The following is a 16,672-nucleotide window of genomic DNA, read 5'->3' as shown; positions in this document are numbered from 1 at the left end:
GGAGCGAGCGGGCGGCGATCCGACTTGCCCGCGAAGAACGATAACGCGGAGGATCTGTTGAACCGCGGCGTCTCCTTCGCGGGCAAGCCTCGCTCCTACAGGGAAACGGTGTATCAGGGAAACGGTGTGATTGTTTCGGACATAAAAAAGCCCCGCCCGGGATCACCGGGCGGGGCTTTTCATTAGCCGAGGGAATCAGACGAGAGGTTTAGGCTCGTGCTCTTTTTCCTGGGCTTTCTCGTGTTGCTCAACCGCTTCCTGAACGGAGCGAGGTGCTTCGGCAATCACTGACTCAACCGGCTCGGCAGCCACTTCGGCAGCCGGGGCAGATGCCTCGACCACTTCGGCAACAACCGGTGCTGGCTCGGCAGCGACAACCTGGGCAGCAGCGGCCGCCTGTTCGGCTTCCTTCTGCAGGCGCTCTTCTTCACGCTTGCGACGACGCACTTCACGTGGGTCGTTCGGTGCACGACCGCTTGGCGTCAGGGCGCTGACAGGCGCGGCTTCAACCACCGGGGCAGGTTCTTCAGCAACCACCGGCGCTTCAACTACCGGAGCAGGCACTTCGGCAACCACTGGCGCTTCAACCACTGGAGCAGGCTCGGCAGCGGCAACCACTGGCTCGGAGACCATCGCCTGTTCCACTTCAGCTTCAGCAACCGGCGCTGGAGCAGGGGTTTCGGCTACGGCTGGCTCGGCAACCCAGTTGAACGCGGTTTGCTCTTCGCGAACTTCACGAACAGTTTCAGTCACGGTTTCAGAAACGGTTTCGCTAACCGATTCTGCAACCACGGCTGGCTCAGCGGCAGCTTCAACCACTGGCTGGGCTTCTGGCGCTGCTGCCACTTCGATTTCCGGCGAAGCCGAGGCTTCGACCGGAGTCGTCGCTTCCACGACTGGCGCTTCGACCGGAGCTGTTTCCAGGGTAGCGGCGGTGGCGCGTTCGGCTTGCTCGTTGGCCTGTGCTTCGGCCGGAGCGCTGATCACGCTGCTGGCAACGGCTGCGGTAACAGCCAGGCCAGCGGCCAGGTCAGCGGTGCTTGGCGCTTCATTGTTATCGCCGGCTTCGGACTCATCCGAACCTTCGATCACGTTGCCGTTGGCATCACGCTGACGCTCGCGACGGTTGCTGCGACGACGCTGGCCACGGGAGCGGCGGCGTGGACGATCGCCTTCGGCGCCTTCCTGACCCTCTTCCTGCAGTTGCTCTTCGTTGCCGGTCAGCTCTTCTTCGGCTACGGCAGCCGCTTGTTCGGCACGTGGTTGACGTTCTTCACGCGGTGGGCGTGGAGCGCGTTCTTCGCGTGGCGGACGGGCCGGGCGTTCTTCAGTGGCAGGGGTAGCGGCAGCGACAGCAGCAGCGGCAGGAGCGACGGCGTCCAGAGGCTCGCGCAGTTCACGCACACGCTCTTCACGCTCACCACGTGGCTTGCGATCTTCGCGTGGGGCGCGTGGAGCACGTTCTTCACGAGGCGCGCGTGGTGCGCGTTCTTCACGAGGGGCACGTTCTTCGCGGGCTACGACCGGCGTTTCTTCACGGGTTTCGCGAGGCTCGCGGACTTCACGTGGCTGGCGCTCTTCGCGTGGGGCGCGTTCCTCACGGGGGGCGCGCTCTTCACGAGGCTTGCGCTCCTCATCGCGGCGACCGGTACGGGTGCGGCTCTGCTGGCGGCCATTGCGACGTTCTTCATTGCTGCGGGCTGGACGCTCAGGGGCAGCCGGTTTCTCGACCACGGCCGGAGCGACAGGCTCTTCCTTGCCGGCGAACAGGCTGACCAGCGACTTCACCAGGCCTTTGAACAGGCTTGGTTCTGGTACCGCGACTGGTGCGGCAACCGGAGCGGCGACGACTTCGGTTGGAACCGGAGCGTTGGCGCGGGCTGGAGCCGTCTTGACCGCGGCTTCCTGGCGTACCAGGGTGCGGGTCGCGGCAGCTGGCTGCACTTCTTCCACTTCGGCAGCGGCAGCAGCGATTTCGTAGCTGGACTGGTTGATCGCCGCTTCCGGGCTGTCATCACGCAGGCGCTGCACTTCGAAGTGCGGCGTTTCGAGGTGATCGTTCGGCAGGATGACGATGCGGGCACGGGTGCGCAGTTCGATCTTGGTGATCGAGTTGCGTTTTTCGTTGAGCAGGAACGCGGCCACCGGGATCGGCACTTGTGCACGAACTTCGGCGGTGCGGTCTTTCAGGGCTTCTTCTTCGATCAGGCGCAGGATCGCCAGGGACAGCGATTCAACGTCACGGATGATGCCGGTGCCATTGCAACGCGGGCAAACGATGCCGCTGCTTTCGCCCAGTGATGGACGCAGGCGCTGACGGGACATTTCCAGCAGGCCGAAGCGCGAGATGCGACCGACTTGCACGCGAGCGCGGTCGGCTTCCAGGCATTCGCGGACTTTTTCTTCCACGGCGCGCTGGTTCTTGGCAGGGGTCATGTCGATGAAGTCGATGACGATCAGGCCGCCGATGTCGCGCAGGCGCAACTGACGGGCGATTTCTTCGGCGGCTTCAAGGTTGGTCTGCAGTGCGGTTTCTTCGATGTCGCTGCCTTTGGTGGCGCGCGCCGAGTTGATGTCGATGGACACCAGGGCTTCGGTAGGATCGATCACGATGGAGCCGCCGGAAGGCAGTTCGACAACGCGCTGGAAAGCGGTTTCGATCTGGCTTTCGATCTGGAAGCGGTTGAACAGCGGCACGCTGTCTTCGTACAGCTTGATCTTGCTGGCGTACTGCGGCATCACCTGGCGGATGAAGGTCAGGGCTTCGTCCTGGGCTTCAACGCTGTCGATCAGGACTTCGCCGATGTCCTGGCGCAGGTAGTCGCGGATCGCGCGGATTATCACGTTGCTTTCCTGGTAGATCAGGAAAGGCGCGGAACGATCCAGAGAAGCTTCTTTGATGGCGGTCCACAGTTGCAGCAGGTAGTCGAGGTCCCACTGCATTTCTTCGCTGCTGCGGCCCAGGCCGGCAGTGCGCACGATCAGGCCCATGTCGGCTGGTGCGACCAGACCGTTCAGCGCTTCACGCAGTTCGTTGCGCTCTTCACCTTCGATGCGACGGGAGATACCGCCGGCACGCGGGTTGTTCGGCATCAGGACCAGGTAACGACCGGCCAGGCTGATGAAGGTGGTCAGGGCTGCGCCCTTGTTGCCACGCTCTTCTTTTTCGACCTGGACGATGACTTCCTGGCCTTCGCTCAGGACATCCTTGATGTTGACGCGGCCTTCAGGGGTTTTCTTGAAGTATTCGCGGGAGATTTCTTTGAGGGGCAGGAAGCCGTGGCGCTCAGAGCCGAAATCGACAAAGGCAGCCTCCAGGCTTGGTTCGATGCGAGTAATCCGGCCTTTATAGATGTTGGCCTTCTTCTGCTCGCGTGCACCGGATTCGATGTCCAGGTCGTAGAGGCGCTGGCCATCTACCAGTGCAACACGCAACTCTTCGGGTTGAGTTGCGTTAATCAGCATTCTTTTCATGTAGTACCGTCGGTTTCCGGGCTGCCGGAAACGGCGTTCGGCACACACGACTTCTCATGGTCGGTGTCAGGTGCGTCGGGAGTGGTTGGCCATTCCCGTGTCCAGCGATGTCCGGCCAATGTGGGCCTTCGTCGCGACGTACGCGTCCTGCTTGCTGTGGCTACTTAAGCACTCAGTCAGGAGGAGGAATCAACCGGCGGCTGTGGACGAGATGAAGCGTCTTGATAAAGCCTATTGCTACACAGGCCAGCGGTTGTGCATCTCCACCCTACACGTATCCCTGATAATTCGGGTGCTGCCGCGCGCAGAATCCGCAGCGGGTTGGCATTTACCGTGAGCTCCGAAAGGGGAGGTCACGCATCATGGCTAATTTAGGCGTTGTTTCCGAAGCGTTTCGCTCGGGGTCATCCGCAGCTGACTGCACTTTGTGAACTGGCCATGAATATTGGCTCGAAAAGCGAGTGGAAACTCTGCTTTGCGGTTTGATTCAGGCCTCATGTCACCTGCGCTTGTTACAGTTGCAAACTCCACCGTTACGTAGCGAAAGCCCCGTAGGACGGCCTCGCGTCCTGGTGAATTGCGTTGGTCAGGGCCGGTTTTTGACCGTTGGTCCGCTGCCCAGGCCGCTTTTGGCGGCGTTCGCGACTATAGCAGCAATGATTAAGTGCTTCAATTCCATAAAAAATTGTTATCATCCGCGCCATGACGACGACTACCCCCCCGACTCCAGGCGTACAACTGCTTGAGGTCTCGCCGGAATATGCCGGCCAACGTATTGATAACTTCCTTCTCGCTCGGCTCAAAGGCGTGCCCAAGACCTTGATTTACCGCATTTTGCGCAAAGGCGAAGTGCGAGTGAACAAGGGCCGGATCAAGCCCGAATACAAGCTGCAGGCGGGCGATATCGTGCGCGTGCCGCCGGTTCGCGTGCCTGAGCGCGACGAGCCGGTGCCGCTGGCCCAGGGGCTGCTGCAGCGCCTGGAAGCCTCGATTGTCTTCGAAGACAAGGCCCTGATCGTGATCAACAAGCCCGCCGGCATTGCGGTGCATGGTGGTAGCGGCCTGACTTTCGGGGTGATCGAAGCCTTTCGTCAGTTGCGCCCCGATTGCAAGGAACTCGAACTGGTTCACCGCCTCGACCGTGACACGTCCGGCCTGTTGATGATCGCCAAGAAGCGCAGCATGTTGCGCCACTTGCACACCGCGTTGCGCGGTGATGGCGTCGACAAGCGCTACATGGCGCTGGTGCGCGGCAACTGGGCGAGCTCGATCAAGCAAGTCCGTGCGGCGCTGGGCAAGAGTAACCTGCGCTCCGGCGAACGCATGGTCGAGGTCGACGAGGAGGAGGGCAAGGAGTCCGTGACTGTGTTCAAGGTCCTGCGCCGCTTCGGCGACTTTGCCACCCTGATCGAAGCCAAGCCGATTACCGGCCGGACTCACCAGATCCGCGTGCATACCTTGCACGCCGGGCATTGCATCGCTGGCGACACCAAGTACGGCGACGAAGGTTTCAGCAAGGAAATTCGCGATCTGGGCGGCAAGCGCCTGTTCCTGCATGCCTACATGCTGACCGTGCCGTTGCCGGATGGTGGCGAACTGAAATTGCAGGCGCCTGTCGACGAAATGTGGGCTAAAACCGTGGAGCGCCTGAGTGCACCCATCTGATTACAAGCTGCTGATTTTCGATTGGGACGGCACGCTGGCCGATTCCATTGGCCGGATTGTCGAGGCGATGCACGTGGCATCGCAGCGCTCCGGGTTTGAGCAGTGCGATGACTTTGCCGTCAAGGGCATCATCGGCCTGGGGCTGCCGGAGGCGATTCGGACCCTGTATCCCGACATCGGCGATGCCGAGTTGGTAGCCTTTCGACAGCACTACGCCGATCACTACATTGCTTCGGAGGCGGAACCTTCGCCCTTGTTCGAGGGCGTGGTCGAGTCCCTCGAGGCGTTTCGTGCCGAGGGCTATCATCTGGCCGTGGCCACGGGCAAAGCCCGTCGCGGGCTGGATCGGGTGCTGAAGTCTCACGGCTGGGAAAATTACTTCGATATCACCCGGGCCGCCGACGAGACGGCCAGCAAGCCCCATCCGTTGATGCTTGAGCAGATACTTGCCCATTGTGATGTCCCTGCGGATCAGGCCCTGATGGTGGGTGACTCGTCCTTCGATTTGCAGATGGCACGCAACGCGGGCATGGATTCGGTGGCGGTCAGCTACGGCGCGCAATCGATCGAAGCGCTGAAGCTGTTCGAGCCACGACTGGCCATCGATCGTTTTTCACAATTGCATGCCTGGCTGAGTCAGCGGGCCTAATACGTTATTGCTGGGGTAGATGGCATGGCCGACGAATGGAAGGCGCCCGCCAAGGCGAGCGCAGAGAGCGGTGACGAAAAAAGCTGGAAGCTGCTGGAAAAGACCCTGCTGGCCGGTGTGCAGGAGCAGCGTCGCTCTCGGCGCTGGGGTATTTTCTTCAAGTTGCTGACCTTCGTGTACCTGTTCGTCGCGTTGGCGCTGTTCACGCCGCTGATGGACATGGAGAAGGCTGCTACCCGCAGTGGCAACTACACCGCGCTGATCGACGTCAACGGCATGATCGCCGACAAGGAGCCGGCCAGTGCCGACAACATCGTCGGCAGCCTGCGGGCCGCCTTCGAAGACGATAAGGTCAAGGGTGTCATCTTGCGCATCAACAGCCCGGGCGGCAGTCCGGTGCAGTCAGGTTATGTCTATGACGAGATCCGCCGACTGCGTGGCCTGCATCCGGATACCAAGCTTTACGCGGTAATTTCAGATCTGGGCGCTTCCGGTGCGTATTACATCGCCAGTGCGGCGGACCAGATCTATGCCGACAAGGCGAGCCTGGTGGGCTCCATCGGGGTGACGGCGGCGGGGTACGGGTTTGTCGGCACCATGGAGAAGCTGGGTGTGGAGCGTCGCACCTACACCTCGGGCGAACACAAATCCTTCCTCGATCCGTTCCAGCCGCAGAAGCCTGAAGAAACGGCGTTCTGGCAGGGCGTGCTCGATACCACGCACAAACAGTTCATCAATAGCGTCAAGCAGGGTCGTGGCGATCGCCTGAAGGACAAAGAGCATCCGGAGCTGTTCTCCGGGCTGGTCTGGTCGGGTGAGCAGGCGCTGCCGCTGGGCTTGGTCGATGGCCTGGGTAATGCCAGTTATGTTGCGCGGGATGTGATCGGCGAAAAAGAGTTGGTGGATTTCACCGTTCAGGAATCGCCGTTCGATCGTTTCTCGAAAAAGCTCGGCGCCAGCGTGGCTGAGCACTTGGCGATGTGGATGGGGTTTAACGGTCCGTCATTGCGTTAAGTGTTTCAAGGTCAAAAGATCGCAGCCTTCGGCAGCTCCTACACAGATCACCCGTAGGAGTTGCCGAAGGCTGCGATCTTTTGCTTTTAGGGGATTTGCACGCCTTCGGCCAGCAACATATCGACAAGGCGAATCAGCGGCAGGCCAACAAGGCTGGTGGCATCCGGGCCCTCAGTGCTCTGAAACAGGCTCACCCCCAGTCCCTCGGCCTTGAAGCTGCCAGCGCAGTCGTAGGGTTGTTCGGCGCGCAGATAGCGCTCGATGCGTTCGCTGTCGAGGGTGCGCATGTGCACCGTGAAAGGTACGCAGTCGACCTGGCAGTGACCGGTCTGGCTGTTCAGCAGGGCCAGTCCGGTCAGGAACGTCACGCTGGCGCCGCTTGCGGCCAGCAGTTGCTCGCGGGCTTTTTCGAAGGTGTGGGGCTTGCCGATAATCCGTTCGCCAAGCACTGCGACCTGGTCGGAACCGATAATCAGATGAGCGGTATGGCTGGCAGCCAGGGCGCGCGCTTTCTCTTCGGCGAGGCGTTTGACCAGCTCGATGGCGGATTCGCCAGGGCGATGGCTTTCGTCGATGTCCGGCGAGCTGCAGCTGAATGGCAGCTGCAGGCGGGCCAGCAAATCCCGGCGATAGACGGAGCTTGAAGCGAGTAATAAGGGCAGCATGCGCAACTCCAAATGGCAGGCGAGAATTCTAGCGGGGCTTCCAAGTGACGGACAGGGCTGAATTTCCTTTGACATGGGCGGGTGCATCCCTATAATGCTGCGCCTATGTTGAATGACCCGATTCCACCTCACGTTGACCCGCGCAAATTGGCTGATCGTGGCACCACCCTCCAAGGTGAAATGCTGCTGGCCGATTTGAAGAGACTCTGCGACCCGCTTTCCGACAATGTCGGTACGGTGCAGGCTAAATTCGTTTTTGAACGAGATGAACGTAAATCTGTGGTCATCCACAGCTTTATCGACACTGAAGTCAAAATGGTTTGCCAGCGTTGTCTTGAGCTGGTCACCCTGCCGATCCATAGCGAATGCAGTTACGCTGTGGTGAAGGAGGGTGCGAATACCCAGTCGTTACCGAAAGGTTATGACGTGCTGGAACTGGGCGAAGATCCTTTGGATCTGCAGTCACTGATCGAGGAGGAGCTTCTGCTCGCCTTGCCCATTGTGCCTGCTCATCATCCGGAAGAATGCCAGCAGCCGGCGGGAGCAGATGAGCCCGAACCGAGCGAGGACGAGGTAACGCGGTCCAACCCGTTCAGTGTATTGGCGCAGTTAAAGCGTGACCCAAACGTTTAGGAGTTAATCAATTATGGCTGTTCAGCAGAACAAAAAATCCCGCTCTGCCCGTGACATGCGCCGTTCGCACGACGCTCTCGAGGCTAGCACCCTGTCTGTAGAAAAAACCACCGGTGAAGTTCACCTGCGTCACCACGTATCGCCAGAAGGCGTATACCGTGGCCGTAAAGTGATCGACAAGGGCGCTGACGAGTAATCACTTGTCCGCTCAAGTCATCGCGATTGACGCAATGGGCGGGGACTTCGGTCCCCGCAGCATTGTCCAGGCCAGTATTGCTTGCCTGTCTGCTACGCCCTCGCTGCACCTGACCCTCGTCGGTCAACCCTCCCTCCTTGAAGAATTGATCGCTGGCCATTCGGCTGTGGATCGCGCGCGCCTGTCGATTGCTCCGGCGTGCGAAGTCATCGCCATGGACGAAAAACCCGCCCAGGCCCTGCGCGGCAAACCCGACTCGTCGATGCGCGTGGCGCTTGAATTGCTGCGTGATGGCAAGGTCCAGGCCTGTGTCAGTGCCGGTAACACCGGGGCGCTGATGGCGTTGTCGCGATTTGTACTCAAGACCTTGCCGGGCATTGATCGACCAGCCATGGTGGCGGCGATCCCGACGCAGAAAGGTTACTGCCAGTTGCTCGACCTGGGCGCCAATGTCGATTGCAGTGCCGAGCATCTGTTGCAGTTTGCGGTGATGGGCTCGGTCGCTGCAGAAACCCTGGGCATCGTGCGTCCGCGCGTGGCATTGCTGAATATCGGCACCGAGGACATCAAGGGCAACCAGCAGGTCAAGCTCGCTGCAACCTTGCTGCAAACTGCCCGTGGCATCAATTACATCGGTTTTGTCGAAGGCGACGGGTTGTACCGTGGCGAAGCGGACGTCGTGGTGTGTGATGGTTTTGTCGGCAACATCCTGCTCAAGTCCAGCGAGGGGCTGGCGACCATGATTGCCGGGCGCATCGAGGCGTTGTTCAAGAAAAGCCTGCCGTCACGCATGGTCGGAGCCTTGGCTCTGCCACTGATGAAGCGCCTGCAAGCCGACCTGGCACCTGCACGACATAACGGCGCGAGCTTCCTCGGTTTGCAGGGGATTGTCGTAAAGAGTCACGGTTCTGCAGGGGTTCAGGGCTTTCAAAGTGCCATCTCCCGTGCCCTGATCGAGATTCAGGAAAACCTGCCTGAACGCATCCACGGTCGTCTGGAGGATTTGTTGCTTTAGGCGTTTTCGTCGGACAATGCTTAAATGTGACCGCTTGGTTCAAATGGCCATCCAACTCTCAGTTTCTTGCGTCCCCCTGAGCGGGACGTCAATTCTCCGACGACAAGATCATTAGGGGCTTGTTACATGTCTGCTTCCCTCGCATTCGTCTTTCCGGGACAGGGTTCGCAGTCCCTCGGCATGCTGGCCGAGTTGGGCGCGCAACACCCGGTCGTCCTCGACACGTTCAAAGAAGCTTCCGATGCCCTGGGTTACGACCTGTGGGCGCTGACCCAGCAAGGGCCGGAAGAACAACTCAACCAGACCGATAAAACCCAACCGGCGATTCTGACCGCTTCGATCGCCCTGTGGCGTTTGTGGCTGGCTGAAGGCGGCGCGCTCCCGGCTTATGTGGCCGGTCACAGCCTGGGTGAATACAGCGCCCTGGTGGCGGCTGGCAGCTTGAGCCTGGCGGACGCGGTAAAGCTCGTCGAGCGCCGTGGCCAGCTGATGCAGGAAGCCGTGCCGGCCGGGCAGGGCGGCATGGCTGCCATCCTCGGTCTGGAAGACGCTGACGTACTGGCTGCCTGTGCCGAAGCGGCACAAGGTGAAGTGGTCAGCGCGGTCAACTTCAACTCCCCGGGGCAAGTGGTCATTGCCGGTGCCAAGGCAGCGGTCGAGCGAGCCATCGAAGGCTGCAAGGCACGTGGCGCCAAGCGCGCCATGCCGTTGCCGGTCAGCGTGCCGTCGCACTGCGAGCTGATGCGCCCGGCGGCCGAGCGTTTCGCCGAATCGATCGCCGCGATCGATTGGCAGGCCCCACAGATCCCCGTGGTACAGAACGTCAGCGCCCAGGTGCCGGCGGATCTGGAAACCCTCAAGCGTGATCTGCTCGAGCAACTTTACAAGCCAGTACGCTGGGTAGAATCCGTGCAGACCCTGGCCGCCAAAGGCGCGACCAATCTGGTGGAATGCGGCCCGGGCAAAGTACTGGCCGGTCTGAACAAGCGCTGCGCCGAAGGCGTATCGACTTCCAATCTCAACACCCCAGACGCTTTCGCTGCCGCCCGTGCAGCGCTGGCCTGAATCAGGAGAAGCTTGCATGAGTCTGCAAGGTAAAGTTGCACTGGTCACCGGTGCGAGCCGCGGTATCGGCCAGGCCATCGCCCTGGAACTGGGTCGTCAGGGCGCCATCGTTGTGGGCACCGCGACCACAGCTTCCGGTGCCGAGCGCATTGCCGCCACCCTGAAGGAAAACGGCATCCAGGGCACCGGCCTTGAGCTCAATGTCACCAGCGACGAGTCCGTAACCGAGGTGCTGAAGAACATTCAGGCGCAGTTCGGTGCGCCGGCGATACTGGTCAACAATGCCGGCATCACCCGCGATAACCTGATGATGCGCATGAAAGACGACGAGTGGCATGACGTGGTCGATACCAACCTGACCAGTCTGTTCCGCCTCTCCAAGGGCGTTTTGCGTGGTATGACCAAGGCCCGTTGGGGACGAATTATCAGTATTGGCTCGGTTGTGGGTGCCATGGGCAACGCAGGCCAAGTAAACTACGCTGCCGCCAAGGCCGGCCTGGAAGGTTTCAGCCGCTCACTGGCGCGTGAAGTCGGTTCGCGTTCGATTACGGTAAACTCGGTGACCCCAGGGTTCATCGACACCGATATGACCCGCGAACTGCCCGAGGCACAGCGTGAAGCCTTGCAGACGCAGATTCCGCTGGGTCGTCTGGGGCAAGCTCAAGAGATCGCGTCTGTGGTCGCTTTTCTTGCGTCGGACGGTGCGGCTTACGTTACTGGGGCTACAATCCCGGTGAACGGCGGGATGTACATGAGTTAAATGTGACGGATCGTTTCAAAAAAATGTCATACGAGCTGTCTAAAATCCGTTATAAAGCTGCAATCTATTTATAGGCAGCGGGTCACCGGGTCTGAGGAGTGAAGCTTTCAGTTGAAAAGCTGAAAAGTCTTTCTATACACTTACCCACTGGCCAGCTGCCTGAATTTGTCCATTAGGAGTGAAAACAAGGTATGAGCACCATCGAAGAGCGCGTCAAGAAAATCGTTGCCGAGCAACTGGGCGTTAAAGAAGAAGAAGTGGTCAACACTGCTTCCTTCGTTGAAGACCTGGGTGCTGACTCCCTTGACACCGTTGAGCTGGTGATGGCTCTGGAAGAGGAATTCGAGACCGAAATCCCTGACGAAGAAGCTGAGAAGATCACTACTGTACAAGCTGCAATCGACTACGTTACTGCCCACCAGGCGTAATAGTTTGTAATCGTTGCTCGCTGTCATGGAAAAACCGCACTGCCATCATGGCGTGCGGTTTTTTCTTTAGGCCTGATGCAAAGTCGTCATTTGAAAAAAGGAGAGTGCTGTGTCGCGTAGACGCGTCGTAGTCACCGGTATGGGTATGTTGTCGCCACTGGGCACGGATGTGCCGAGCAGCTGGCAGGGCATTCTGGCTGGCCGCAGTGGCATTGGTCTGATCGAACACACCGACCTTTCTGCCTATTCCACCCGTTTTGGCGGCTCGGTAAAGGGCTTCAATGTCGAGGAATACCTGTCGCTCAAGGAAGCTCGCAAGCTCGACCTGTTCATTCAGTACGGTCTGGCCGCAGGTTTTCAGGCAGTGCGCAATGCCGGTCTGGAAGTGACCGATGCCAACCGTGAACGCATCGGCGTGGCCATGGGTTCGGGTATCGGTGGACTGACCAACATCGAAGAAACCAGTCGCACCTTGCATGAGACCGGTCCGCGACGGATTTCTCCGTTCTTCGTGCCCGGCTCGATCATCAATATGATTTCCGGTTTCCTGTCCATCCACCTGGGGGCACAGGGGCCTAACTATGCCATCGCCACGGCGTGTACCACCGGTACGCACTGCATCGGCATGGCTGCTCGCAACATCATGTACGACGAAGCCGACGTGATGATCGCCGGCGGTGCCGAAATGGCCGCCTGTGGCCTGGGCATGGGCGGCTTCGGCGCCTCGCGCGCGCTGTCGACCCGCAACGACGAGCCGACCCGCGCCAGCCGTCCATGGGACAAGGGCCGTGATGGCTTCGTATTGTCCAATGGCGCCGGTGCGCTGGTGCTGGAAGAGCTGGAACACGCCAAGGCCCGCGGCGCGACCATCTATGCCGAACTGATCGGTTTCGGCACCAGTGGCGATGCCTACCACATGACTTCGCCGCCAGCCGATGGCGCAGGGGCTGCACGCTGCATCACCAATGCGCTGCGAGACGCCAAGATCAATGGCGATCAAGTGCAGTACATCAATGCCCACGGCACCTCGACGCCGGCTGGCGACCTCGCTGAAGTCAATGCGATCAAGTCGGTGTTTGGGGAGCACGCCTACAAGCTGGCCGTGAGTTCGACCAAGTCGATGACCGGCCACTTGCTGGGTGCGGCAGGCGCGGTCGAAGCCATCTTCAGCGTGCTGGCGATCAACAGCCAGGTGGCGCCACCGACCATCAACCTCGATGAGCCGGACGAAGGCTGCGACCTCGACTTCGTGCCGCACACTGCGCGCAACATGGATATCGATGTGGTCGTCTCCAACTCCTTCGGTTTTGGCGGCACCAACGGCTCGCTGGTGTTCCGCCGGTTCGCAGGCTGATGGACAGCTGGGTCGACGGTCAGCCAGCTGATGCATTGTCGCTGAAGGATCGCGGCCTGGCCTACGGCGACGGTCTGTTCGAGACCATCGCCGTGCATGATGGCTTTCCGGTGCTGCTGGATCGTCATCTGGTGCGCCTCGCCAGGGGCTGCCGACGGTTGGCAATCAATCTGGACCAGGCGGTCGTGGTCGCGGAATTGTTGACCTATGCCGAGCAGCTGAACGAAGGCGTGCTCAAGCTGATCGTTACCCGCGGCGACGGCCAGCGTGGCTACGCTTTCGATCCTTCGGCCCAGGCCCGTCGTATCCTGTCGGGTAATCCTCCTGCGGTTTACCCGGACGCCCATGCAGAGCAGGGCATTCGCCTGTTCCCGTGCACCACCCGACTTTCGTTCCAGCCCCTGCTCGCAGGTCTCAAGCACCTGAACCGTCTTGAGCAGGTGATGGCGCGCGCCGAATGGCAGGACACCGAACATGCCGAAGGCTTGATGCTCGATCAGGCCGGTCGCGTGATCGAGGGCGTGTTCAGCAACCTGTTCCTGGTGCATGACGGCGTGTTGATCACCGCGGATTTGACCTACTGCGGCGTAGAAGGTGTGATGCGTGCCGAGTTGTTGTCCCAGGCCGAATCCTTGGGCATCCCCCTGCAAATCACCGATATCACGCTCGAGCAGCTGCAGGGCGCTGACGAAGTGTTTGTCTGCAACAGCGTGTATGGCGTTTGGCCGGTGCGCGCCTATGCCGCACTGAGCTGGCCGGTTGGGCCGCTCACCCGTAAACTCCAAACCATTGCCCGCGCGCTACTGGATGCTTGATACGTGAGACGTAAATTCTTGCTGCTGCTGGAAACCGGACTGGTTCTGGCGGGGCTGATGTTAGGTGCTTCTGCCTGGAAAATTCATTCGGCACTGGTGCAACCGTTGAATATCACGCAGGAAGAACTGCTGGAGGTGCCCAAGGGCACCACTCCGAACCGCACCTTCCTGCGGATGGAAGCCGACGGCGTCATCAAGGACGCGTTCTGGCTGCGCGTCTATTGGCGCTTCAACTTGCCCAAACAGCCATTGCACAGCGGTGAGTACCGCATGACGCCCGGCATGACCGTCGAAGGTCTGATCGACCTGTGGAAGCGCGGGGAAATGGTGCAATACAGCCTGACCCTGGTCGAAGGCTGGAATTTCCATCAGGTCCGTGCGGCCCTGGCCAAGGAAGAAAAGCTTGAGCAAACCCTGAGCGGCCTGAGCGACAGCCAGGTCATGGACAAGCTCGGCCATAGCGGGATTTTCCCCGAGGGGCGATTCTTTCCCGATACCTACCGCTTCGTGCGCGGCATGACCGACACCGAATTGCTGAAAACTGCTTACGAACGCCTCGACGAAGTGCTGGCCAAGGAGTGGAACCAGCGTGCGGCCGACCTGCCTTACTCCGGGCCCTATCAAGCCCTGATCATGGCCTCGCTGGTGGAGAAGGAAACCGGCGTGCCACAGGAACGCGGGCAGATTGCCGGCGTATTCGTGCGTCGCATGGAAATCGGCATGCTGTTGCAAACGGACCCGACGGTGATCTATGGCCTGGGTGACCGTTACAACGGCAAGCTGACCCGCGCCCATCTCAAGGAAGCGAACCCATACAACACCTATATGATTTCCGGTCTGCCGCCGACCCCGATTGCCATGGTCGGCCGCGAAGCCATCCACGCGGCGCTCAATCCGGTGGAGGGCACCAGCCTCTACTTCGTGGCTCGCGGTGACGGCAGCCATGTGTTCTCCGATGATCTGGACGCGCACAACAATGCCGTGCGAGAGTTCCAGCTCAAGCGTCGCGCCGATTACCGCTCCAGCCCGGCGCCGGTGAGCACGTCCCAGACGCCGGATACTCAGGCGCCGGATACCCAGGTACCGCCAACCGAATCGACACAACCCGAGCCTCCCGAGGCCCAGCTCCCTGTCCCGGCGGCCTCTCCCGACACAGCGCCCGAGGCTGCACCTGCGGTGCCCGAGCAAGATCCCGTGCCTGAGCCTGCTGCCACACCGGAACCGCAAGCGGAGCCGCAACCGAACACCACAACGCCGCAAAGCCCACAATGAATCTGACTAAGGACTGCCTGTGACTGGCTTGTTTATTACGCTGGAAGGCCCGGAAGGCGCCGGCAAGAGCACCAATCGCGAATATCTGGCCGAGCGCCTGCGCGCTGCCGGTATCGAGGTGGTGCTGACCCGGGAGCCGGGCGGCACGCCGCTGGCCGAACGCATTCGCGACGTGCTGTTGGCGCCGGTTGATGAAGCCATGAACCCGGACACCGAGTTGTTGCTGGTGTTCGCCGCGCGTGCCCAACACCTGGCCGAAGTCATTCGCCCGGCGCTGGCCCGCGGTGCCGTGGTGTTGTGTGATCGCTTCACCGATTCGACCTACGCCTACCAGGGCGGTGGCCGCGGCTTGTCACTGGAGCGTATTGCTACGCTGGAAGCCTTTGTCCAGGGTGACCTGCGCCCCGACCTGACGCTGATTTTCGACCTGCCGGTGGAAGTGGGCCTGGCGCGCGCCAGTGCCCGTGGACGCCTGGATCGCTTTGAGCTGGAAGGCCGGGCCTTTTTCGATGCCGTGCGCAGTGCTTTCCTCCAGCGAGCGGCAGCGCAGCCTGCGCGTTACGTGTTGATCGACGCCGCGCAGCCATTGGCGCAGGTTCAGCAATCCCTGGATGTCTTGCTGCCACGCCTGGTGGAGTTGAGTCGTGGCTGAAGCCTATCCGTGGCAGGACAGTCTCTGGCAGCAACTGGCAGGTCGTGCGCAACACGCCCATGCCTATTTGCTGCATGGCCCGGCCGGGATCGGCAAGCGGGCCCTGGCCGAGCGTCTGATGGCCAGCCTGCTGTGCCAGCGTCCGACCGCCCAGGGCGCTTGTGGCGAATGCAAGTCGTGCCTGTTGCTCAAGGCCGGCAGTCATCCCGATAACTACATCCTGGAGCCGGAAGAAGCCGACAAGGCCATCAAGGTCGACCAGGTGCGCGACCTGGTCAGTTTCGTGGTGCAGACCGCGCAATTGGGTGGACGCAAAGTGGTGCTGATCGAGCCGGTCGAGTCGATGAACATCAACGCCGCCAACGCCTTGCTCAAAAGCCTCGAAGAGCCGTCTGGCGACACCGTGCTGCTGTTGGTCAGTCACCAGCCCAGCCGCCTGTTGCCGACCATCAAGAGTCGCTGTGTGCAGCAAGCCTGTCCGCTGCCGGGCGAGGCCATGAGCCTGGACTGGCTAGCCAGGGCCTTGCCGGACTGTTCGCAGGAAGAACGCATCGAATTGCTGACCCTGGCCGCCGGTTCGCCGTTGGCCGCCGTCAACCTGAACGCCCAGGGCGTGCGCGAGCAGCGCGCGCAAGTGGTCGAAGGGGTGAAGAAGTTGCTCAAGCAGCAACAATCGCCGACACAACTGGCCGAGGGCTGGAATGCGATTCCGTTGTTGCTGCTGTTCGACTGGTTCTGTGATTGGTCGAGCCTGATCCTGCGCTACCAATTAACCCAGGATGAACAAGGGCTGGGGCTGACGGACATGCGCAAGGTGATCCAGTACCTGGCGCAGAAAACCGCCCAGGACAAAGTCCTGAATATCCAGGACTGGATTCTCGCCCAGCGCCAGAAGGTGTTGAGCAAAGCCAACCTCAACCGGGTGTTGTTGCTGGAGGCGCTGCTGGTGCAATGGGCGACGCTGCCTGCCCAGAGGTGACCGTCGGCGCCAGGATTCTGGGCATCAAGTGTCATT

16 protein-coding genes are annotated in these 16,672 nt (G+C 60.7%); 14 read left to right on the top strand and 2 right to left on the bottom strand.

The genetic code is table 11. The features are described from left to right. Positions 1 to 195: 195 nt before the first annotated feature. A complete protein-coding gene (gene rne / locus HFK74_RS05695; protein WP_180202694.1) occupies positions 196 to 3,474 on the bottom strand; it encodes a ribonuclease E in 3,279 nt (1,092 codons plus the stop codon). Between the two features lie 702 nt (positions 3,475 to 4,176). Here rne and rluC point away from each other — a divergent pair. Genes rluC through HFK74_RS05680 form a run of 3 tightly spaced genes read left to right on the top strand, consistent with a single transcriptional unit; the run spans position 4,177 to position 6,802 of the window. Beyond that, positions 4,177 to 5,139: a 23S rRNA pseudouridine(955/2504/2580) synthase RluC gene (rluC, locus tag HFK74_RS05690; protein WP_102669889.1), complete on the top strand. Its 963-nt coding sequence runs from the start codon at positions 4,177 to 4,179 to the stop codon at positions 5,137 to 5,139. After that, on the top strand, positions 5,126 to 5,788 hold the full coding sequence (locus tag HFK74_RS05685) for an HAD-IA family hydrolase (protein ID WP_180202693.1): 663 nt from the start codon (positions 5,126 to 5,128) through the stop codon (positions 5,786 to 5,788). The genes rluC and HFK74_RS05685 overlap by 14 nt, the downstream gene beginning before the upstream one ends. A 24-nt stretch (positions 5,789 to 5,812) precedes the next feature. Next, entirely contained in the window at positions 5,813 to 6,802 is a 990-nt protein-coding gene (locus tag HFK74_RS05680) for a S49 family peptidase (protein ID WP_180202692.1), read from the top strand. An 86-nt stretch (positions 6,803 to 6,888) separates the two neighbouring features. Here the strand turns inward: HFK74_RS05680 and HFK74_RS05675 are convergent, their stop codons facing one another. Next, positions 6,889 to 7,467 (bottom strand): nucleoside triphosphate pyrophosphatase, encoded by a 579-nt coding sequence (locus HFK74_RS05675; RefSeq protein ID WP_180202691.1) that lies wholly within the window; start codon positions 7,465 to 7,467, stop codon positions 6,889 to 6,891. 105 nt (positions 7,468 to 7,572) lie between these two features. Between HFK74_RS05675 and HFK74_RS05670 the strand changes: the two genes are divergently transcribed. From HFK74_RS05670 to HFK74_RS05620, 11 genes are all read left to right on the top strand, one after another. Beyond that, on the top strand, positions 7,573 to 8,100 hold the full coding sequence (locus HFK74_RS05670; protein ID WP_008066540.1) for a YceD family protein: 528 nt from the start codon (positions 7,573 to 7,575) through the stop codon (positions 8,098 to 8,100). A gap of 13 nt (positions 8,101 to 8,113) precedes the next feature. Beyond that, entirely contained in the window at positions 8,114 to 8,296 is a 183-nt protein-coding gene (gene rpmF, locus HFK74_RS05665; protein WP_003179396.1) for a 50S ribosomal protein L32, read from the top strand. A gap of 4 nt (positions 8,297 to 8,300) precedes the next feature. Next, entirely contained in the window at positions 8,301 to 9,311 is a 1,011-nt protein-coding gene (gene plsX / locus HFK74_RS05660; RefSeq protein WP_180202690.1) for a phosphate acyltransferase PlsX, read from the top strand. A 126-nt stretch (positions 9,312 to 9,437) separates the two neighbouring features. Beyond that, on the top strand, positions 9,438 to 10,376 hold the full coding sequence (fabD, locus tag HFK74_RS05655) for an ACP S-malonyltransferase (RefSeq protein WP_180202689.1): 939 nt from the start codon (positions 9,438 to 9,440) through the stop codon (positions 10,374 to 10,376). 16 nt (positions 10,377 to 10,392) lie between these two features. Next, positions 10,393 to 11,136: a 3-oxoacyl-ACP reductase FabG gene (gene fabG, locus HFK74_RS05650; RefSeq protein ID WP_008066534.1), complete on the top strand. Its 744-nt coding sequence runs from the start codon at positions 10,393 to 10,395 to the stop codon at positions 11,134 to 11,136. Between the two features lie 191 nt (positions 11,137 to 11,327). After that, the gene (acpP, locus tag HFK74_RS05645) at positions 11,328 to 11,564 is read left to right on the top strand and encodes an acyl carrier protein (protein ID WP_007987170.1); all 237 of its coding nucleotides are present in this window, start codon (positions 11,328 to 11,330) and stop codon (positions 11,562 to 11,564) included. Positions 11,565 to 11,673: 109 nt separating this feature from the next. Next, positions 11,674 to 12,918, top strand: coding sequence for a beta-ketoacyl-ACP synthase II (gene fabF, locus HFK74_RS05640; protein WP_180202688.1), 1,245 nt, complete (start codon positions 11,674 to 11,676; stop codon positions 12,916 to 12,918). After that, entirely contained in the window at positions 12,918 to 13,733 is an 816-nt protein-coding gene (gene pabC / locus HFK74_RS05635) for an aminodeoxychorismate lyase (RefSeq protein WP_180202687.1), read from the top strand. The genes fabF and pabC overlap by 1 nt, the downstream gene beginning before the upstream one ends. Positions 13,734 to 13,736: 3 nt before the next feature. Further along, positions 13,737 to 15,005: an endolytic transglycosylase MltG gene (gene mltG, locus HFK74_RS05630; protein WP_180202686.1), complete on the top strand. Its 1,269-nt coding sequence runs from the start codon at positions 13,737 to 13,739 to the stop codon at positions 15,003 to 15,005. 19 nt (positions 15,006 to 15,024) lie between these two features. Continuing rightward, complete coding sequence (gene tmk / locus HFK74_RS05625) at positions 15,025 to 15,657, top strand: dTMP kinase (RefSeq protein ID WP_180202685.1); 633 nt, start codon at positions 15,025 to 15,027, stop codon at positions 15,655 to 15,657. Then, a complete protein-coding gene (locus HFK74_RS05620; RefSeq protein WP_180202684.1) occupies positions 15,650 to 16,636 on the top strand; it encodes a DNA polymerase III subunit delta' in 987 nt (328 codons plus the stop codon). Before tmk ends, HFK74_RS05620 begins: the two co-directional genes overlap by 8 nt. Positions 16,637 to 16,672 lie beyond the last annotated feature (36 nt).

The sequence above is a fragment of the Pseudomonas sp. SbOxS1 genome, from assembly GCF_013416725.1.
Lineage (GTDB): Bacteria > Pseudomonadota > Gammaproteobacteria > Pseudomonadales > Pseudomonadaceae > Aquipseudomonas.
The sequence above is the reverse complement of the archived record's forward strand: the minus strand, read 5'-3'. Positions and strand labels throughout refer to the sequence as shown.